This is a genomic window from Allobosea lathyri (genome assembly GCF_900108245.1).
GTDB classification, from domain to species: domain Bacteria; phylum Pseudomonadota; class Alphaproteobacteria; order Rhizobiales; family Beijerinckiaceae; genus Allobosea; species Allobosea lathyri.
On the sequence record NZ_FNUY01000003.1, the window covers coordinates 288,555 to 306,938 of the forward strand.

At 65.8% G+C, this 18,384-nt stretch carries 16 protein-coding genes; 11 read left to right on the plus strand and 5 right to left on the minus strand.

Features of this window, described 5'->3' with window-relative positions; translation table 11 throughout:
- The first annotated feature begins 35 nt into the window (after positions 1 to 35).
- From C4S73_RS08890 to C4S73_RS08900, 3 genes are all read left to right on the plus strand, one after another.
- The gene (locus C4S73_RS08890) at positions 36 to 2,345 is read left to right on the plus strand and encodes a xanthine dehydrogenase family protein molybdopterin-binding subunit (protein ID WP_103872125.1); all 2,310 of its coding nucleotides are present in this window, start codon (positions 36 to 38) and stop codon (positions 2,343 to 2,345) included.
- Between the two features lie 130 nt (positions 2,346 to 2,475).
- On the plus strand, positions 2,476 to 2,907 hold the full coding sequence (locus tag C4S73_RS08895) for a c-type cytochrome (protein ID WP_103872431.1): 432 nt from the start codon (positions 2,476 to 2,478) through the stop codon (positions 2,905 to 2,907).
- Between the two features lie 132 nt (positions 2,908 to 3,039).
- The gene (locus C4S73_RS08900) at positions 3,040 to 3,972 is read left to right on the plus strand and encodes a c-type cytochrome (RefSeq protein ID WP_103872432.1); all 933 of its coding nucleotides are present in this window, start codon (positions 3,040 to 3,042) and stop codon (positions 3,970 to 3,972) included.
- Positions 3,973 to 3,976: 4 nt separating this feature from the next.
- Here C4S73_RS08900 and C4S73_RS08905 read toward each other — a convergent pair whose 3' ends face one another.
- From C4S73_RS08905 to C4S73_RS08915, 3 genes are all read right to left on the minus strand, one after another.
- The gene (locus C4S73_RS08905; protein WP_103872126.1) at positions 3,977 to 4,597 is read right to left on the minus strand and encodes a helix-turn-helix domain-containing protein; all 621 of its coding nucleotides are present in this window, start codon (positions 4,595 to 4,597) and stop codon (positions 3,977 to 3,979) included.
- Between the two features lie 130 nt (positions 4,598 to 4,727).
- On the minus strand, positions 4,728 to 5,657 hold the full coding sequence (locus C4S73_RS08910; RefSeq protein ID WP_103872127.1) for a DMT family transporter: 930 nt from the start codon (positions 5,655 to 5,657) through the stop codon (positions 4,728 to 4,730).
- Positions 5,658 to 5,805: 148 nt separating this feature from the next.
- Positions 5,806 to 6,585 carry an SDR family oxidoreductase gene (locus C4S73_RS08915; RefSeq protein WP_103872128.1) on the minus strand — a complete coding sequence of 260 codons (780 nt, stop codon included), beginning with the start codon at positions 6,583 to 6,585 and terminating at the stop codon, positions 5,806 to 5,808.
- 124 nt (positions 6,586 to 6,709) lie between these two features.
- Here C4S73_RS08915 and C4S73_RS08920 point away from each other — a divergent pair, with 124 nt between their 5' ends.
- Both C4S73_RS08920 and C4S73_RS08925 read left to right on the plus strand, forming a co-directional pair.
- A complete protein-coding gene (locus C4S73_RS08920; protein WP_103872129.1) occupies positions 6,710 to 7,537 on the plus strand; it encodes a UDP-2,3-diacylglucosamine diphosphatase in 828 nt (275 codons plus the stop codon).
- On the plus strand, positions 7,537 to 8,649 hold the full coding sequence (locus C4S73_RS08925) for a glycosyltransferase family 4 protein (RefSeq protein WP_103872433.1): 1,113 nt from the start codon (positions 7,537 to 7,539) through the stop codon (positions 8,647 to 8,649). Before C4S73_RS08920 ends, C4S73_RS08925 begins: the two co-directional genes overlap by 1 nt.
- Here C4S73_RS08925 and C4S73_RS08930 read toward each other — a convergent pair.
- Positions 8,588 to 10,378 carry a cation:proton antiporter domain-containing protein gene (locus C4S73_RS08930; RefSeq protein WP_103872130.1) on the minus strand — a complete coding sequence of 597 codons (1,791 nt, stop codon included), beginning with the start codon at positions 10,376 to 10,378 and terminating at the stop codon, positions 8,588 to 8,590. The genes C4S73_RS08925 and C4S73_RS08930 overlap by 62 nt on opposite strands.
- Before the next feature lie 263 nt (positions 10,379 to 10,641).
- Between C4S73_RS08930 and C4S73_RS08935 the strand changes: the two genes are divergently transcribed.
- Positions 10,642 to 11,487 carry an AAA family ATPase gene (locus tag C4S73_RS08935; RefSeq protein WP_103872131.1) on the plus strand — a complete coding sequence of 282 codons (846 nt, stop codon included), beginning with the start codon at positions 10,642 to 10,644 and terminating at the stop codon, positions 11,485 to 11,487.
- Here the strand turns inward: C4S73_RS08935 and C4S73_RS28900 are convergent.
- The gene (locus C4S73_RS28900; protein ID WP_280177585.1) at positions 11,462 to 11,593 is read right to left on the minus strand and encodes a hypothetical protein; all 132 of its coding nucleotides are present in this window, start codon (positions 11,591 to 11,593) and stop codon (positions 11,462 to 11,464) included. The genes C4S73_RS08935 and C4S73_RS28900 overlap by 26 nt on opposite strands.
- Positions 11,594 to 11,675: 82 nt before the next feature.
- On the opposite strand from C4S73_RS28900, the gene C4S73_RS08940 reads away from it, so the two are divergent.
- From C4S73_RS08940 to flgK, 5 genes are all read left to right on the plus strand, one after another.
- Positions 11,676 to 12,203 (plus strand): SixA phosphatase family protein, encoded by a 528-nt coding sequence (locus C4S73_RS08940; protein WP_103872434.1) that lies wholly within the window; start codon positions 11,676 to 11,678, stop codon positions 12,201 to 12,203.
- 169 nt (positions 12,204 to 12,372) lie between these two features.
- Positions 12,373 to 13,818, plus strand: a complete 1,446-nt coding sequence (locus C4S73_RS08945; protein ID WP_103872132.1) for a YcjX family GTP-binding protein — start codon at positions 12,373 to 12,375, stop codon at positions 13,816 to 13,818.
- A gap of 19 nt (positions 13,819 to 13,837) precedes the next feature.
- On the plus strand, positions 13,838 to 14,845 hold the full coding sequence (locus tag C4S73_RS08950) for a YcjF family protein (protein ID WP_103872133.1): 1,008 nt from the start codon (positions 13,838 to 13,840) through the stop codon (positions 14,843 to 14,845).
- Between the two features lie 180 nt (positions 14,846 to 15,025).
- Positions 15,026 to 16,453, plus strand: coding sequence for a flagellar hook protein FlgE (locus tag C4S73_RS08955; protein WP_103872134.1), 1,428 nt, complete (start codon positions 15,026 to 15,028; stop codon positions 16,451 to 16,453).
- Between the two features lie 62 nt (positions 16,454 to 16,515).
- Entirely contained in the window at positions 16,516 to 18,384 is a 1,869-nt protein-coding gene (gene flgK / locus C4S73_RS08960; RefSeq protein WP_103872135.1) for a flagellar hook-associated protein FlgK, read from the plus strand.

The window sequence follows — 18,384 nt, forward strand, 5'->3', positions numbered from 1 at the left end:
ACTCTTTCATTCGACTTATGTGAGGATATCAGCCCATGCGTCCCATGAAGTTCGGATTCGGCCAGCCCGTGCGGCGCGTCGAGGACCACCGCCTGACCACAGGGGCTGGCCGTTACACGGACGATACGGCGGTCGAAGGCGCGCTGCATGCCTTCGTGCTCCGGTCGCAATATGCGCATGCCAAATTCACGATCCGGGACAAGGACACCGCCCGCAAGATGAAGGGCGTGAAGCTGATCCTGACCGGCGAGGACGTCGCCCATCTCGGCGACATTCCCTGCAAGGGCCTGATCAAGACGCTGTCGGGCGAGCAGGTCGTGCCGCTGCCCGTTCCGGTGCTGCCGAGGGACATCGTGCGCCATGTCGGCGAGGCCGTCGCCTTCATCGTCGCCGAGACGCTCGACCAGGCGCGCGATGCCGCCGAGGCGATCGATATCGCCTGGGAGACGCTGCCTTCGATCAATGGGATCGCCGAGGCGCTCGACCCCCGGGCGCCGCAGGTCTGGCCCGACCGGCCAGGGAATGTCGCCTTCGAGGCCGAGCAGGGCGACAAGGCCAAGACGGAAGCCGCCTTCGCCAAGGCTGACCGCACGGTCTCCGTGACGGTCGTCAATAATCGTCTGGCCTCCAACTACATGGAGACACGTGCCTGCATCGCTGAATACGACAAGGACAGCAAGCGCTGGACCCTGACGCTCGGCAGCCAGGGCAGCCATGGCACGCGCGACATTCTCGCCAGCTATATCCTGAAGGTCGACCCCGCCCGTATCCGCGTCATCACGCCTGATGTCGGCGGCGGCTTTGGCACCAAGATCTTCATGTATCGCGAATATCCGCTGACCATGGTCGCGGCCGAGAAGCTGAAGCGTCCGGTGCGCTGGGTCTCCGACCGTACCGAGCATTTCCTGGCCGATACCCACGGCCGCGCCAATCTCGCCACCGCGACGATGGCGCTCGACAAGCGTGGCAAGTTCATTGGCCTCAAGGTCGATCTCGCTGCCGAGATGGGGGCCTATCTCTCGCAATACGGGCCTTTCATCCCCTGGGTCGGCACGACGATGACGCCGGGCTGCTACAGCATTCCGGCAGTGCATGTGCTGTTCCGGGGCGTGTTGACCAACACGACGCCGGTCGATGCCTATCGTGGCGCGGGCCGCCCCGAGGCTGCCTATCTGATCGAGCGGCTGGTCGATGCGATCGCGCGCGAGACCGGCAAGACGCCCGATGCCGTCCGCGCGCTGAACTTCGTCAAGCCGACCGAGATGCCGCACAAGACGCAGACCGGTCCGGTCTATGATTCCGGCGAGTTCGAAGGCCATATGCGCCGCGCCATGGAGGTGGCGGACTGGAAGGGCTTCAAGACGCGCCTGAAGACCTCGACCAAGGCCGGCAAGATCCGCGGGCTCGGCCTTGCCTGCTATATCGAGGCCTGCGGCGGCGGCGGCCCGGAAGCCTCGACGGTGATTCTGGAGAAGGACGGCATGGTGACCGTCCTCATCGGCACGCAGTCGAACGGGCAGGGCCATGAAACCGCCTATTCGCAGCTCGTCTCGCAGCATCTCGATATTCCAATGGACCGCATCCGTGTCATCCAGGGCGATACCGACAAGGTCGAGACCGGCTCCGGCACCGGTGGCTCGCGCTCGATTCCCGTCGGCGGGGCGGCGCTCAACAAGGCCACCGAAATCCTGAGCGACAACCTCAAGCAGCTCGCTTCGGAGAAACTCGAAGCCGGCGTCGGCGATCTCGAGATCGTCGATGGCGCGGTGCGCATTGTCGGCACGGACAAGTCGCTTGACCTGGCCGCCATCGCGGCGCTGCCAGGCGCGACGCCTGCCATGCTCAAGGTCCATCAGAGCTGGCAACCGCCGGAAGCGACCTATCCGAACGGGACCCATGTCTGCGAGCTCGAAGTCGATCCCGCGACGGGAGCGACCGAGATCCTGAACTATGTCGTGGTCGACGATTTCGGTGTGACGCTGAACCCGATCATGCTGCAGGGGCAGGTCCATGGCGGCGCAGGGCAGGGCATTGGCCAGGCGCTGATGGAGGAGATCCGCTTCGACCCGGAGGGGCAGATGCTGACCGCCACCTTCATGGACTATGCCCTGCCGCGCGCGATCGACATCCCGAACTTCCATTTCGAGACCCGCAACGTCCGCTGCGTCACCAACGCCATCGGCGTGAAGGGCGCAGGCGAGGCGGGCGCGATCGGAGCCTGCCCGGCGGTGATGAACGCCATGGTCGATGCGCTGGATCGCGCCGCCGGCATCAAGGCGATCGACATGCCGGCGACGCCGGTCAAGGTCTTCAAGGCGCTGAAGGAAGCGGGTTACCCTGTCTGACGCAAGATCGTATTTGCATTAATGCAAATGCCAATTATGTGAGCATGGGTTGGCGGCGGCGCGATCCTGTTGTGATCTGGAGGAGTTCTAAAGGGGCCCGTTCGGGACACCCTGCTCCATGGGGAATAACATGATCCGCACCGCTCTCGTCATCGCCGGGCTTGGCCTCGGCCTGACCGCCGTCTTCGCGAACTCCAATTCGATCGGCGAACGGCGCGATACGATGAAGGGTGTCGGCGCTGCCACCCGCGACGGCGCGGCAATCGCCAAGGGCGAGACGCCTTTCGACGCAGCCAAGGTACAGGCGATCTTCAAGACCTATGCCGATGCGGCCAAGAAAATGCCGACGCTCTACCCTGACGACGCCAAGACCGGTGGCGAAACGACAGCTTCGCCGAAGATCTGGGAGGATCAGGCCGGCTTCAAGGCTGCGTTCGTCAAGTTCGAGACCGATGCGACCGCAGGCGCCGCAGTGACCGATCTGGCGGGTTTCCGCACCAGCTTCGGCGCCGCGACGAAGAATTGCGGCACCTGCCATGAGGCCTATCGCATCAAGAAATGAGATCGGGCGCGATTTATGATCGCGGGAGGGTTCGGTCTGCGCTGAAAGATCTGTACGCTCTTTCGCATTGGACGAATGGGATTCTCGCGAATTCCATTCGTTGCCGACCCGGTCGAGCTGAGGTTTCTTCGGATGCGCCGTCTGCTGATAACGCTGGTCGTCTTCGCTTTGCTGGGCCTGGGCGGCTTCGTCGCGCTGACTGATCCACGCGTGGTGTCGCCATCGCCGGAGATCGGCGCGCTGCCGGCGCCCGACCTCGACAATGGCAGGCTGCTCTTCGCGGCCGGCGGGTGCACCTCCTGCCATGCGACGCCGGGCCAGGACGACAAGCTCAGGCTCGGCGGCGGGCTGGCGCTCGGCTCTCCCTTTGGCACCTTCCATGCGCCCAACATCTCGCCCCATACCCGCGATGGCATCGGCAATTGGGGCGTGAAGGATTTCGTCGACGCGATGGCCAGCGGCGTTTCGCCGGCGGGCCAGCATTATTATCCCGCGTTTCCCTATACCTCCTACAGGCTGATGCCGCCCAAGGCGCTGGCCGATCTCTTCGCCTATATCCGGACGCTGCAACCCGTCGAGGGGCGGGCGCCGGGGCATGATCTGCGCTTTCCCTTCAATATTCGCCGCGTCGTCGGCGGGTGGAAGCTGCTGTTCTTCAACGGCGAGCCCTTCAGGCCCGATCCCACCAAAAGCGACGAATGGAATCGCGGCGCCTATCTCGTTCAGGGGCCGGGCCATTGCGCGGAGTGCCATTCGAGCCGCAACGCGCTTGGCGCCATCGTGCAGGCGACCCGCTTTGCCGGAGGGCCGGATCCGGAGGGCAAAGGCTGGGTGCCCAACATCACGCAGGCCGAAAGCGGGCTCGGCAAATGGTCGAAGGACGAAATCGCCGAATTGCTGAAGACCGGCTTTACGCCCAATTTCGACAGTGTCGGCGGTTCGATGGCGGCCGTGGTGCGCAATATCGCGCAGCTGCCTGAGGCCGATCGGATGGCTATGGCCGAATATCTGAAGTCACTGCCGGCGGTGCAGGGACCGCCGAGGCCGCAAAAGCCCGAGGGCTGAGCGGCTACTCCATCACCGCCGCCTTGAGGATGCAGATCATCATAGCGGTGCCCGGCTCGCTTCCGACGCAGCGCACGACATGGCGGCGGTCGCAGCGGTAGCGCAAGGTTTCGCCGGCCTTGGCGCGCTGGATGATGTCGCCAACCTCGACCTCGAATTCGCCCGAGGTGACGGAGAGGGACTCGATCGAGCCACGCTGGTGGCCTTCGGAATCGAGCTCGCCGCCGGGCTCGGCCTGCACATCGTACCATTGCAGCCATTCGACCGTCTTGATCCAGCCGACGATGGCGAGGCGGAGCTTGCCGTCCTCGGAGACCAGGATTGGCGTGTCTGCCTTGGCGGTCTTCTCGATGAAGGGCTCTTCCTCGCCGCTGGACAGCACGCGCTCGATGGAGATGTCGAGGGCCTGGGAGAGCCGCCAGATCGTCGCCAGCGTCGGGTTCGTCTCGTTGCGCTCGATCTGGCTGATGATCGACTTCGCGACGCCCGACTGTTCGGCGAGTTCGGAAAGGGAGAAGTTATAGGCCTTGCGCAGGCGCTGAATCGTCTTGCCGAGCTGGCCCGAGATGATCTGAGCCCCGGATTCGAACTCGCGTCCGCCACGCTCTTTCGTCTCGATACCCATTCGGTGCGGCCTGCCTCAGCGACTGGATCGTTTGCGGAAGCGAACGATCGTTTGACTAAGCGGACAATGCCCGTTCCGGCCGCGTCGGGCAAGTCTTTCGCGGGCAAAGGCTCCGGAATTGCCGGCGCTGTCAGGTCGAGCGGCTGGGGCCGACCTCGCGTTGCTCGCGCTTGATCAGGCCCAATTGCTGCTCGCGCAGGATCACGTAAATCCCTGACGCGATGACGATTGTCGCGCCGATCAGGATGGTGTTGGCCGGCCAGTCGCCGAACATGAACCAGCCCAGCGCCACCGCCCAGAGCATCGTCGAGTATTCGAATGGTGCGATCAGCGAGGCGTCGCCGAAGCGATAGGCCTGGACGATCAGAATCTGCCCGAGGCCGCCGAGAATGCCGATCGCCACCATCATCGCAGCGTCCTGAAGGTCGGGCATGCGCCAGCCCAGGAAGATGGTGGCGAGACCGAGCAGGCTCGTGAGCAGCATGAAATAGAACACGATCGCGCCGGTCTTCTCCGTATGGGTGAGAAGGCGGATCTCGATCGAAGCGAAAGCCGAGCAGCAGGCGCCGGCCAGCCCCAGCGCCGCGCCAAGCGCGGGGCCGGCCTGGAGGCCCTGGCTCAGCGCGCCGGCGCCGAGATGGGGCGACAGCATGATCAGGACACCGACGAAGCCGATCGTCACCGCGCTCCAGCGGTAGATGCGGACCCGCTCCTTGAGGACCAGCGCTGCAAGCACGACGACGGCCAGCGGCGCAGCATAGCCGAGCGCCACCGCATCCGAGAGGGGCAGGAACTGCAAGGCGGCAAAACCGCAGAACATGCCGGTCGAGCCGATGATGCCGCGCTTGAGATGTCCGCGCAGATTGTTCGTCTTCAGTGCAGCGGGAAGCTCCGAGCGCCATGCCAGCCAGATCAGCAGGGGGATCAGGGCGAAGAAGGACCGTACGAAGACGAGCTCGCCCGTCGGATAGCGCGCTGCCATCGATTTGATGCCGGCGGACATCAGCGTGAAGGCCAGCGCCGAGATGAGCTTGAGGCTAATGCCGAGAAGAGGAGACAACGGACTGGCGCAGCGGGAGGAGAGGGCAGTCTTGTAGAAGACTGCCCTCCTTAGAACACGCCCAGGCTGAGCCTCAAAGCGTCAACTCTGCAACCCTGATAGGCGGTGCGCGGGATGACGGCCGATGCGGCGGTGCAGACGTGCGTTCTTAGAAATTCGCCCTGAAGCCGCCGCCGTCGATCAGCAGGTTCTGGCCGGTGATGTAGCCGGCATGGGCGCTCGCCAGGAAGGCGCAGGCCTTGCCGAACTCCTCTGCCGTGCCGAAACGGCCGGCGGGAACGTCGGCCATGCGCGCCTTGGCGATCTCCTGCGTGCTGACGCCCTTGATCGCGGCCATCTTGGTCAGGCCGCCCTTGAGCCTGTCGGTATCGAACATGCCGGGCAGGATGTTGTTGATGGTGACGTTGGCATGGGCGACCTCGCGCGCCACGCCGGACAAAAACGCTGTCAGGCCGGCGCGCGCCGCCGAGGACACGTCGAGCCCGGTCAGCGGGGTCAGCACGCTCGCGGAGGTGATGTTGACGATGCGCCCGAAGCGCCGGGCGATCATGCCGTCGACGACGCGCTGAACCAGTTCCAGCGGCGTCGCCATGTTCTGGGCGACACCTTCGAGAAGCGCCTCGCGCGAGACGTCGCGGAAGGGCTTGGGCGGCGGCCCGCCATTGTTGTTGACGAGGATGTCGGGTTCGGGCGCGGCGGCGAGCAGCGCGTCCTGGCCGGCCGCTGTCGAGACGTCGGCGACCACGGCGATGATGGTCGCGCCGGTGCTGGCACGAATCTCGCTCGCGGTGGCCTCGAGCGTGGCCGCATCGCGGCCGTTGATGACGACGATGCAGCCGGCCTCGGCCAGAGCCTGGGCGCAGCCGCGGCCAAGTCCCTTGCTGGAGGCGCAGACAATGGCCGTGCGGCCGGAAATTCCAAGATCCATGATGTTTCTCCGAAGACGTGCTGCCTCAAGCCCCAGCCAGAGCACGGATCGCTGGTTCCGTCATCAAAGCGCAATGCAAATCAGACACACGCCGGAAGCATCGCAACGAGACGGGCCGGCGAGCATGGGCGACGAGGACGACGCGAAGCAGGTTCGCAGCATCTTCATCTCGGATCTACATCTGGGAACACGAGGGGCGCAGGCCGACCTGGTGCTTGAATTCTTGCGCGCCTATGACGCGCCGCAGATCTATCTGGTCGGCGACATCATCGATGGCTGGCGGCTGAAAAGCGGCTGGTATTTTCCGCAGTCGCATAACGACGTCATCCAGAAGCTGCTGCGCAAGGTGCGCAAGGGCTCGAAGCTGATCTATGTGACCGGCAACCACGACGATTTCCTGCGCGATTTCACCGGGCTGCAATTCGGCGGCATCACGCTGGTCGACGAGGTCATCCACGAAACCGCCGACGGCAAGCGCCTGCTGGTGATCCATGGCGACCTGTTCGACCTCGTCGTGCGCAACGCCAAATGGCTCGCGCTGCTGGGAGACTGGGCCTACACGATCGCGCTCGCCTCCAACGCCGTCGTCAACAAGGTGCGCAAGTGGCTCGATCTGCCGCACTGGTCGCTGTCGGCCTGGGCGAAGAACAAGGTCAAGAACGCGGTCAACTATATCGGCGAGTTCGAGACCTGCCTGGCGGCCGAGGCGCGCCGGCATCATGCCGACGGCGTCGTCTGCGGGCATATCCATCATGCCGCCTTCCGCCAGATCGACGGGCTGACCTATATCAATACCGGCGACTGGGTCGAAAGCTGCACGGCCTTCATCGAGCATCATGACGGGCGCTTCGAGCTGATCCGCTGGCCGCAGGGCCGGGCGAAGGGGCAGGCGCCGGCGGTGATCGTTCCGGCGCATCCGGCTTCGGCGCCCGCACTGGTCGAGGCCGCATGATGCGCGTCATGATCGCGACGGATGCCTGGCGTCCGCAGATCAATGGCGTGGTCCGTTCGCTGGAGCGGATGGCCGAGGCGGGGCCCGATTTCGGCGTCACCACGAAGATGCTGACGCCGGAAGGGTTCCGGCAGATCGGCCTGCCGAGCTACCCCGATATCCGCATCGCGCTGGCGACGCGGCGCGCGCTGGCACGGCGGATCGCTGAATTCGGGCCCGACCATATCCATATCGCGACCGAAGGGCCGATCGGCTGGCTGACGCGGGCAGTCTGCCTGGCCCAGAAGCGTCCCTTCACCACGAGCTATCACACCCGCTTTCCGCAATATGTCGCGGCGCGCTGGCCGATTCCCGAAAGCTGGAGCTATCGCTTCCTGCGCCGTTTCCATGGGCCCGCCGCCGCCGTGATGGTTTCGACCGCGTCGGTCGAGACGGAACTACGGCTGCACGGCTTCCAGAACATCGTGCGCTGGGGGCGCGGCGTCGATCTCGGTCAGTTCCATCCGCGTCCGGAGAGCGTGCTGGATCTGCCGCGGCCGATCTTCCTCAGCGTCGGGCGGGTCGCGGTCGAGAAGAACCTCGATGCCTTCCTGTCTCTGCGCCTGCCCGGCAGCAAGGTCGTGGTCGGCGACGGGCCGGCGCGGGCCGATCTGCAGCGCACCTATCCCGATGTCACCTTCCTCGGCACCCGTGAGGGCGAGGATCTGGCGGCGATCTACGCCTCCTCCGATGTCTTCGTCTTTCCGAGCCTGACCGACACATTCGGCATCGTGCTGCTGGAGGCGGCTGCCAGCGGCCTGCCGGTTGCAGCATTCCCGGTGCAGGGGCCGAGCGATGTCTTTGCCGGTAGCGGAGCCGCCGTGCTGGACAGCGATCTGCGGGGCGCGGCGCTGGCTGCGCTGCGCATTCCGCGCGAAGCCTGCCTCGAACTCGCCGCTGGCTATAGCTGGCAGCGCAGCGCGGCGCAGTTCTACGGCCATATCAGGCAGGTCGCGCAGCAGGCCGGACACATTCCGCGCGGCGGAGCGGCGCTGGCTCCGGCGCCCAGCGTCACAGCCTTCGCGAGCGCGCGTGTCGCGGAAGGGTTCGCAAGGGGACGCCAGCCGGCTTGAGCTGCGCGCGGAAGCCGTCGCGCCGCTCATGGACCGAGGCGATGACGAGCCCCATCGGCACGCCAAGCCCGACAAGCGCTGCTTCCGAGAGCTGAAGGCTGGCCTCGATCGTCTCGGGAACCGCGTCGTTGACGCCGAGCTCGTAGAGATGGCGGGCATGGGCTGCGTCGCGGGCGCGGGCGACGATGACGAGGTCCGGCTTGAGTGCGCGGGCGGCGCGCACCGCCTGTTCGACGGCGCGCGGGTTGTCGATGGTCACGATCAGGGCCGTCGCCTCTTCAAGACCGCACAGGCGCAGGAAGTCGGGCTGAGTGGCGTCGCCGTAGAATGCCGGCCGTCCCGCGCGGCGCTGCGCTGCGATCAAAGCCGGGTCGGAATCGATCAGGATGTGAGGCTTGCCGTGCTCCTCCAGCATCGAGGCGACAAGCCGGCCGACCCGGCCGCCGCCGACGACGATGGCGCGGGCGGAGTGATCGTCGGGCGGCAGAACCTTCGCCTCGTCGGGCAAATTGACCGTGGGCGCCAGCTTCATCGCCAAAGTACGCGCGATGCGCGCCAGCAGTGGCAGCGCGATCATGGTCAGCGAGACGCCGGCCAGTACGAGGCTCGCCGGTTCCTGTGCCAGCAGCTTGGCCGCGACGGCGCCGTTTAGCAGGACGAACGCGAACTCGCCGCTCGGGCCGACCATGATCGCGGTCTCCAGCGCTGTTGCCTTCGTCAGCCTGAACTTGCGGGCGAGGCCGAAGACCAGCAGCGACTTCGCCGCAAAGAGCCCGATGGCAATGCCGAAAATGGTGAAGGGGTGTGCTGCCAGCTGTGCGGGGTTCACGCTCATGCCGACGGTGAGGAAGAAGACGCCGATCAGCAGCGATTTGAACGGCTCGATCGTGACTTCGATGGCGCGGCGATACTCCGTCTCGGCCAGCAGCAGGCCGGCGATGAACGCGCCGAGCCCCATCGACAGGCCGGCAGTGGCGGCGATCAACCCGGTACCGAGCGCGGTCAGCAGCGTCGCGGCCATGAAACTCTCGGAGGAATCGGTCGAGGCGACGAGCCGAAACAGCGGTCTCAGCGCCAGCCGTCCGATCACGACGATGGCGGCGATGGCGCCGAAAGCCTGCACGAGCGCCTGGGCGAGGCCGGCGAGCAGCGAGCCGCCGCCATTCTGCGCGCCGAGCACGCTGACGAGGAACAGCAGCGGGATCACCGCAATGTCCTGGCAGAGCAGGATCGCAAAACTGGCGCGGCCGGCCGAGGACATCATGCGCTTCTTGGCCGAGAGCAGCTCCACCACCATGGCGGTGGAGGAGAGCGCCAGGCCAAAGCCGATGATCAGCGCGGCTGGCGCCGGCTGGCCCAGCGCATAGGCGACAGCACCGATGGCAGCGGCCGAAAGCGCGACCTGACCGAGCCCCAGCCCGAAGACGAGGCGGCGCATCGTCATCAGACGCTCGAACGACAGTTCCAGCCCGATCACGAAGAGAAGGAAGGCGACGCCGAGCTCGGCCGGACCCGCCAGGGCTTCCGCATTCGAGACCGTGATGGTGCTCAGCAGGGGAATGGACGAGACCAGCCCACCCAGGCCGTAAGGTCCCAGCAGGGCGCCGCAGGCCATGAAGGCGACGATCGAATTGACCTTGAGGCTCTTGGCAAAAGGCACGATGACGCCGGCCGTCGCGAGCACGACGACAGCGTCCTTGTAGACGGAAGGATCGACGGTTCCGGCCACGGCCTGCCTTGCGATTCGATGCGGGGGATTGCGTTGGGGAACTTTGCGTTCTGCGTCGTCTCAACACAACCTTTGATGACGATCGAATGGCTGAATTAACCTGCTCGCCTGCGAGGTGGGACGTCGTTGCTTCTGCATCAACTCACCGAAAAGCGCTTTCCGGTTTTGACGCGGCTGCGCTAGACCGGATCATCTGCGGCGCAACCCTTGCCGCCTCCATCACGATCCAGCGTTGCCAGCGCTGATAGTCACAGGGCCTGTCCATGCGTTTTGCCGGCACCGAGAACTATGTCGCCACCGAAGACCTCACAGTCGCCGTCAATGCCGCGATCCGGCTGGAGCGGCCGCTGCTGGTCAAGGGCGAGCCCGGCACCGGCAAGACCGTGCTGGCGGAAGAGATCGCTGCTGCCTTGGGCGCGCCGCTGATCACCTGGCACATCAAATCGACGACCAAGGCGCAGCAGGGCCTCTACGAATACGATGCCGTCAGCCGCTTGCGCGACAGCCAGCTCGGCGACGCCCGCGTCTCCGACATCGCCAACTACATCAAGCGCGGCAAGCTCTGGGAGGCCTTCGTCTCGGCCGAGCGCCCTGTGCTGCTGATCGACGAGATCGACAAGGCCGATATCGAGTTTCCCAACGACCTGCTGCTCGAACTCGACCGCATGGAATTCCACGTCTACGAGACCGGCGAGACCATCAAGGCGGCGCGCCGGCCGGTGATGATCATCACCTCCAACAACGAAAAGGAGCTGCCGGACGCGTTCCTGCGCCGCTGCTTCTTCCATTACATCCGCTTTCCGGATGCCGAGACGATGACGCAGATCGTCGAGGTGCATTTCCCCGGCATCAAGAAGCGGCTGATGGAGGAGGCGCTGAGGTTGTTCTTCGAGGTGCGCGACGTCCCCGGCATCAAGAAGAAGCCCTCGACCTCCGAGCTGCTCGACTGGCTTAAGCTGCTGGTCGCCGAGGATATCGGCCCCGAGGTGCTGCGCGAGCGCGACCCGCGCAAGCTGATCCCGCCGCTGCACGGGGCGCTGTTGAAGAACGAGCAGGATGTCTCGCTGTTCGAGAAGCTGGCCTTCATGGTGCGGCGCGAGCAGCGCTGACTGGTTTGGCGTCGAGCGCGCTGCAAGGCGGGATCGCGGTTGCGAGATCGATCTTCGGGTCGACTTCTCGCATGGCATCGCGCAGATCGAGATCGCGCGTCAGCATGACGTATTCCTGCGTCTCCGACGTTTTGATGCTTGCCGTACAGGGCCTCGCAAATTCTGCCCGGCATGGTTAGATGGCGACCATGCGACGCCTCATGCTCCTGCGCCATGCCAAATCGAACTGGCCCGCCGGCGTGGCCGATCGGGAACGCCCGCTCGCCACGCGCGGTCATGAAGCTGCACCTCTGATGGGGCGCTATCTGGCCGAAGAGCTGCTGCTACCTGACCTCGTGCTGATCTCGCCGGCGCGGCGTACGGTCGAAACCTGGGAGCTTGTGCTTCCGATGCTGCCGGAGAAGCCTGGTACGCATTTCGAGCCGCGCATCTACGAATCGAAAATCGATCGGTTGCTGCATGTGGTGCAGGAGACGGAGCCCCATGTCCGCACCCTCCTGATGATCGGCCATAATCCCGGCTTTGAGGAATTGGCCGCTTTGCTGACGGGGCATGGCGACCGCTATGCGGCGGCGCGCATGGCACAGAAATTCCCGACATGCGGGCTTGCCGTGCTTGATTTCGCGGTCGAGGACTGGCGCGATGTGGCAGCGCGCGGCGGGCGGCTCGACCGTTTCGTGACGCCGGCCTCGCTCGGCGAAGGCCCCGACGAGTGAAAGATGGAGCGATCCATCCGCCGGGGCGGCCGTCTGACGCAACCCTCTGCGCTTCCGGTGCTCACGGACGACAGTCCGCTCCGCTCCGGTTCTCGACGGTCACGCCAGCCGACTCGCCTTGGCGGCGTCTCGCACCATCTTTTCGCCGCGCTGCGCATTGCCTGAACGCATGAGCCAGAACTCCTATCTCGACGATGCCCGCAACGCGGCGCTGGCTTTTGGCGATAGCCTGCTGGGGCTTGCCCGCCCGCGCCTGCGGCTCGGCGTCACCGGCCTGTCCCGTTCCGGCAAGACGGTTTTCACGACGGCGCTGATTCAGAACCTGATCGAGGGCGCGAAGCTGCCTGTGCTGAAGGCGTCCGCGCAGGGGCGGATCACGCGCGTGCGCCTCGTGCCGCAGCCCGACCCCGATATCCCGCGCTTTCCCTACGAGGCGCATCGCGCCGCGCTGGCCGGCACCGAGCGGCGCTGGCCGGATTCAACCCGGCGGATTTCGGAGTTGCGTGTCGAAATCGACTATGAGCGTGCGGCGGGCTGGTTCAAGGGGCCGGCAACGCTGACGCTCGACATCGTCGATTATCCCGGCGAATGGCTGCTCGATCTCGCGCTGATCGGGCAGGACTACAAGACATGGTCGGCTCAGGCCGTCTCCGATGCCCGCAAGGCGCATCGGCGCTCGGCGTCGGAACCCTGGCTCGCCGATCTCGCGACGCGCGATCCTGCCGGTCCGACTGACGAACTGGCTGCCGAGGCTGCCAGCAACCTGTTCAAGGCCTATCTCGCGCGGCTTCGCGCCGATCCGGAGGCCGTCGCGGTGACGCCGCCCGGGCGCTTCCTGATGCCGGGCGATCTCGAGGGCTCGCCGGCGCTGACCTTCGCACCGCTCGACCTCCGGCACGACACGGAAGCGGCGCCCGGCACGCTGGCGGGGCTGATGGCGGAGCGTTTCGAGGCCTACAAGCGCGTCGTGGTCGCGCCGTTCTTCCGGGATCATTTCGCCCGTCTCGACCGGCAGATCGTGCTGGTCGACGTGCTCGCGGCGCTGGATGCCGGCGCGCCCGCGCTGGCGGATCTGGAAACGGCGCTCGGTCAGGCGCTCGCCGCCTTTCAGGTCGGGCGCAATTCCTGGCTGTCCAGCCTGTTTTCTCCACGCATCGAGCGCGTGCTCTTCGCTGCGACCAAGGCCGACCATATCCACCACACCAGCCATGACCGGCTGGCTGCGGTGATGTCGCATCTCGTTGCCCGCGCGACTGCCCGTGCGCAAGGCGCCGGCGCGCGGGTCGAGTCCGTGGCGCTTGCTGCGGTGCGGGCGACGCGCGAGGTCAGGATCAAGCAGGGCCGGGAAGATCTGCCGGCGATCGCGGGCGTGCCGGAGGCCGGCGAAAAGGTCGATGGCGAGATCTTCGACGGGCTGGGCGAGGCCGCGATCTTTCCAGGCGAACTGCCCGAGCGTCCCGAGGCGATCTTCGACCCGCAAGCGCGCTGGCAGATTCGCGCGCCGCGCTTCAGGCCGCCGCTGGTCGTGCCCGATGCCGGTGGGCGCACCGCGCCGCCGCCTCAGATCCGCCTCGACCGTGCGCTCGAATTCCTGATCGGCGACCGGCTGGCATGAGGGTGAAGGCAGGCACAGCATGAGCAAGGCTCCCCGCGCCATTCGCCTCGATCCCGCGACGCCGGATGCGGCTGACGAAAGCTTCGCTCGTGGAGCCGGCGTCACCATCCTGCCCGAGAGCGAGCCGGCTGACGCCGTCGAGCCGGCGGCCCTGCCTGTCGCCAGGCGCCGCTTTTCCTGGGGCAGCCTGTTCGTCGCCGGCCTTTCCGGTTTCCTGACGCTGTCGATCGGCGTCTGGGCCGAGCGCATGATCGTCTCGCTGATGAACGACAATCCGGTGCTCGGCTATGCGGCGCTGGCTTGCGCTGCTTTGGCCGGGCTAGCTCTGCTCGTGATGCTCGGGCGCGTGCTGCGCGACATCCTGCGCGAGCGCAAGGTCGAGGCGTTGCGCCAGCGCGCGACAATGGCGCTGGCCGGCGGCAGCGCCGGTGAAGCCAAGGCGATTTCCGCCGAGCTGAAGGGGCTCTATGCCTCGCGCCCGGAGACGGCGAAGGGCCGCGCCGCGCTCGACGACGCCCTGCCGCAGCTTTTCGCGGCCCGCGATGTGCTGGCCGTCGCCGAGCGCAGCCTGATGACGCCGCTCGATCTGCTCGCGCAGGCGCAGATCGCGCAGGCGGCGCGGCGCGTGTCGCTGGTGACAGCCGTGAGCCCGAGGGCGTTGATTGATGTCGTGTTCGTGCTGGTCGCCTGTGCAAGGCTGCTGCGGGCGATCGCCGGGATTTATGCCGGACGGCCCGGCGCGCTCGGTCTGCTCAGGCTGGCCAGGCAGGTGCTCGGCCACCTCGTCGTCACCGGAGGGATCGCGGCAGGCGACGCCGTGATCCAGCAGGTCGTGGGGCAGGGGCTCGCCGCACGCCTTTCGGCCAAGCTGGGCGAGGGCGTGCTGAACGGCCTTCTCACGGCGCGGATCGGGCTTGCGGCGCTGGCCGTATGCCGGCCATTGCCTTTCATCGAGGCGCTGCCGCCCACGCTGTCGGATGTCGCGGGGGACCTGACCTCCTGGCGCGGCAACGCGGCGGACGCTTGATTCCTGCCCGGCAGAATCTGCCGGGAGCAGGCGAATCTGCCCGGTCGAAAACGACCGAGAACCTTTTCTAAAGCATTCAACCTGTTGAAAAATAACGGCTGAATGCATGGCATGGCCCGTGCAGAGAACGCCTCGAAGTTTAGGGCTGCCCCGGGGGGCGCCTGTCGAGGCGAGGGTATCATGGGTGTTTTCAGTGCGTTGACGACGGCGGTCTCGGGGATGCAGGCGCAGTCCTATGCGCTTGAGAACATCTCCGGCAACATCGCCAATTCGCGAACCGCCGGCTACAAGCGGGTCGACACGACCTTTGCCGATCTCGTGCCGGATACGGCCCTGAACCGCCAGATTTCGGGTTCGGTCGCCGCCTACAGCCAGTCGACCAACACGATCCAGGGCGATCTGAACGCCACCCGCATCGACACCAATGTGGCGATCAATGGTGACGGCTTCTTCGTTGTCGACCAGCGCCAGAGCGGCATCGGCGGCAACACCCAGTTCGCCAACAGCAATCTCTATACCCGGCGCGGCGATTTCGACTTCGACGCCAACGGCTATCTGGTCAATGGCGCCGGCTACTATCTGAAGGGCCTGAAGATCGATCAGGTGACGGGCCAGCTCGTCGGCACCCAGCCCGAAGTGCTGCGGATCACCAAGGAGCAGTTTCCGGCCAAGGCGACGACCTCGATCGAATATCGCGCCAATATCCCAGCCTACCCGGCGACCGGCAACGCCAACAAGGCAACGCCTGGGTCGGAGCTGCTCAACCCCGCGAATTATGTGGCGGTTCTGCCCGCAGTGAATCCAAACCCGCTCTCCACGACGGCTACGCCGCCCGGAGACGGCATCGTCAACGGCAACACCCTGCCGAACTTCCTGAAGGATTCGATTCCGGGCGGTCAGGTGACGGTCTACGACTCCCTCGGCAAGGCGACGAGCGTCGAGCTGCGCTGGGCGAAGGTCGACAATGGCAATGCGGCTGCCACGCCGCCTACCTCTGGAACCTGGAACCTCTTCATCGGCGTCGACACCGGTGCGCCTGGTGCGGCGGTGGCCTATCAGAACGCCAACGTCAACGTGGCCTTCGGCATGACCGGCCAGCTCGTCACCCCGCCCGGCGGCAACATCACGATCCCCAATCTCACGATCAATGGCACCAACGTGCAGGGTGTCGTCATCAACACGGGTGGCAACGGGTTGACGCAGAACGGCGATGTCACCGGCCAGATCGACGCCCGCAGCATCCGTCAGGATGGCTATACCGCCGGCACGCTCGACCGGACCTCGGTCTCAGCATCGGGGCAGATCATCGGCACCTTCAGCAACGGCCAGGTCGTGGCCCTGGCGCAGCTCGCGGTCGCGCGCTTCAACGCCAGCAACGCGCTGAAGCGGCTCGATGGCGGCGCCTTCGAGGAGACGATCGAGTCCGGTCCGTCGATCGTCGGACTGGGCACCTCGCAGCTGATCGGCGGCAATGTCGAGCAATCCAACACCGATATCGCCGACGAGTTCTCGAAGATGATCGTCACCCAGCAGGCCTATTCGGCGAACACCAAGGTCATCACCACGGCGCAGGAGATGCTGCGCGACGTGTTCAGCATCATCCGCTGAGCCGTCCTGACGATGAGTTCGTCGAGGTCCAGAAGGGCCTCGGGTAGCGGCAGGAGTTGACGATGGGTCTCAGCACCTCATTGAACACGGCGATCTCGGGGCTCAACGCCACGCAGATCGGCATCGGCGTCGTCTCGCAGAACGTTTCGAATGCGGGCACGACCGGCTATGTGCGGCGCACTGTCTCGACCGCCGACAGCCTGAGCGGGCTGACGGTCGGGACGCAGAGCACCCAGGTTCAGCGCCTGCTCGACAAGATCGTCCAGCATCAGCTCTGGCAGGAATCGTCGGGCGCTGCCTACACCTCGACGCGGGCCAACTCGCTGTCCAATCTCGACAAGCTGTATGGCGCGCCCGGCAGCGCGACGGCGCTCGACTCTGTCTACAGCAAATTCACCAGCGCCTTGCAGGCCCTGCAGAACGATCCGTCCTCCTACAGCCTGCGCACGGCGGTGGTGGATAGCGCGTCCCAGCTCGCCAACCGGCTGAACACGCTGTCCGATGGCGTGCAGACGCTGCGCACGCAGGCGGAAGGCGGCATCGCCAGCGGCGTGGCGAAGGTCAACGACCTGCTGGGCGCGCTGGCCAAGGTCAACGCCCGTGTCGTCGGCAGCCCCAACGACGCCGGCAGTGCGGGTCTGAAGGATCAGCGCGACCTGATCCTGTCGGAGCTGTCGCAATATATCGACATTCGCACCACAGAGGATGCGCGCGGCTCGGTCAGCATCGTCACGAATTCGGGCACGCAGATCTTCGACGGCCAGGCGGCGGTGACCTTCGGCTTCGACGAGCATTCGTCGCTCGGGCCGGAGTCGACATGGAGCACGAACCCGGCGCAGCGCGGCGTCGGCACGATCACGATGACGGACTCGTCCGGCAATGTGAAGGACGCCATCGCCGGCAATGTGTTCCGCTCCGGCGAGATCGCCGCCAATATCGAGCTGCGCGACAAGACGCTCGTCCAGGCGCAGGCCCAGCTCGACGAGATCGCGGCTCAGCTGTCGCGGGCGCTGTCGGATCGCGAGATTCCCGGCACGGCCGTGACCGCTGGTGCGGCAAGTGGCTTCGACGTCGATATGGCCGGCCTGAAATCAGGCAACAGCATCACGCTGGACTATAAGGTCACGCCGGGCGGGGCGACGCAGCGCTTCACCTTCGTGCGCGTTGAATCGGCGGCGTCGCTACCCCTGCCGAGCTCCGCTGGCGGCGATGCCAACAACCGCGTCATCGGCATCGATTTCTCCGGAGGCGACGCTGCCGTCGCGAGCCAGATCCAGGCGGCGATCGGCAGCGGCTTCACGGTTTCGAACACCGGTTCGGTGCTGCGTATCGTCGATGACGGCGCCGCCGGCACGCGCGATGTCGTGGGCCTGACCTCGCGCCCGACCAATACGTCGCTGTCCTCGGTCGGCGGCGTTGTCGAGCTGCCCTTCTTCGTCGATGGCGGTGGTGCGGCCTTTACCGGTTCGTTCGAGGGCGGTTCGCAGGCGACAGGCTTTGCCGGGCGGATTTCGATCAACCCGGCGATCATCGCCGACCGCTCGCTCCTCGTTGCCTACAACACTTCGCCTGCGACCGCGCAGGGCGACTCGACCCGGCCCGCATTCCTGCTCCAAAGGCTGACCCAGAGCCAGCGCAGCTTCACCAACGGCACGTCACTGAACGGCTCGACCGCGACGTCGAACCAGACGGTGTCGAACTTCGTGCAGCGCGTCGTCGCCTCGCAGGGGCAGGCGGTGGAAGCCGCCAAGCGCCTTGATGAGGGCCAGCAGGTGGCTTTGGCCTCGGTCCAGAGCCGCTTCCAGGAGACCTCGAAGGTCAATGTCGACCAGGAAATGGCGACGCTGATCGAATTGCAGGCGGCTTACGCCGCGAATGCCCGCATCATCTCGACCGTGAAAGAGATGATGGACCTGCTGATGAGAGTGTGA

What these genes read in the sequence shown, in the direction of transcription:
- C4S73_RS08890 (WP_103872125.1), top strand. Translation starts at nt 36, where the DNA reads ATGCGTCCCATGAAGTTCGGATTCGGCCAGCCCGTGCGGCGCGTCGAG.
- C4S73_RS08895 (WP_103872431.1), top strand. Translation starts at nt 2,476, where the DNA reads ATGATCCGCACCGCTCTCGTCATCGCCGGGCTTGGCCTCGGCCTGACC.
- C4S73_RS08900 (WP_103872432.1), top strand. Translation starts at nt 3,040, where the DNA reads ATGCGCCGTCTGCTGATAACGCTGGTCGTCTTCGCTTTGCTGGGCCTG.
- C4S73_RS08905 (WP_103872126.1), bottom strand. Translation starts at nt 4,597, where the DNA reads ATGGGTATCGAGACGAAAGAGCGTGGCGGACGCGAGTTCGAATCCGGG.
- C4S73_RS08915 (WP_103872128.1), bottom strand. Translation starts at nt 6,585, where the DNA reads ATGGATCTTGGAATTTCCGGCCGCACGGCCATTGTCTGCGCCTCCAGC.
- C4S73_RS08920 (WP_103872129.1), top strand. Translation starts at nt 6,710, where the DNA reads ATGGGCGACGAGGACGACGCGAAGCAGGTTCGCAGCATCTTCATCTCG.
- C4S73_RS08925 (WP_103872433.1), top strand. Translation starts at nt 7,537, where the DNA reads ATGCGCGTCATGATCGCGACGGATGCCTGGCGTCCGCAGATCAATGGC.
- C4S73_RS08935 (WP_103872131.1), top strand. Translation starts at nt 10,642, where the DNA reads ATGCGTTTTGCCGGCACCGAGAACTATGTCGCCACCGAAGACCTCACA.
- C4S73_RS28900 (WP_280177585.1), bottom strand. Translation starts at nt 11,593, where the DNA reads ATGCTGACGCGCGATCTCGATCTGCGCGATGCCATGCGAGAAGTCGAC.
- C4S73_RS08940 (WP_103872434.1), top strand. Translation starts at nt 11,676, where the DNA reads ATGCGACGCCTCATGCTCCTGCGCCATGCCAAATCGAACTGGCCCGCC.
- C4S73_RS08945 (WP_103872132.1), top strand. Translation starts at nt 12,373, where the DNA reads ATGAGCCAGAACTCCTATCTCGACGATGCCCGCAACGCGGCGCTGGCT.
- C4S73_RS08950 (WP_103872133.1), top strand. Translation starts at nt 13,838, where the DNA reads ATGAGCAAGGCTCCCCGCGCCATTCGCCTCGATCCCGCGACGCCGGAT.
- C4S73_RS08955 (WP_103872134.1), top strand. Translation starts at nt 15,026, where the DNA reads ATGGGTGTTTTCAGTGCGTTGACGACGGCGGTCTCGGGGATGCAGGCG.
- flgK (WP_103872135.1), top strand. Translation starts at nt 16,516, where the DNA reads ATGGGTCTCAGCACCTCATTGAACACGGCGATCTCGGGGCTCAACGCC.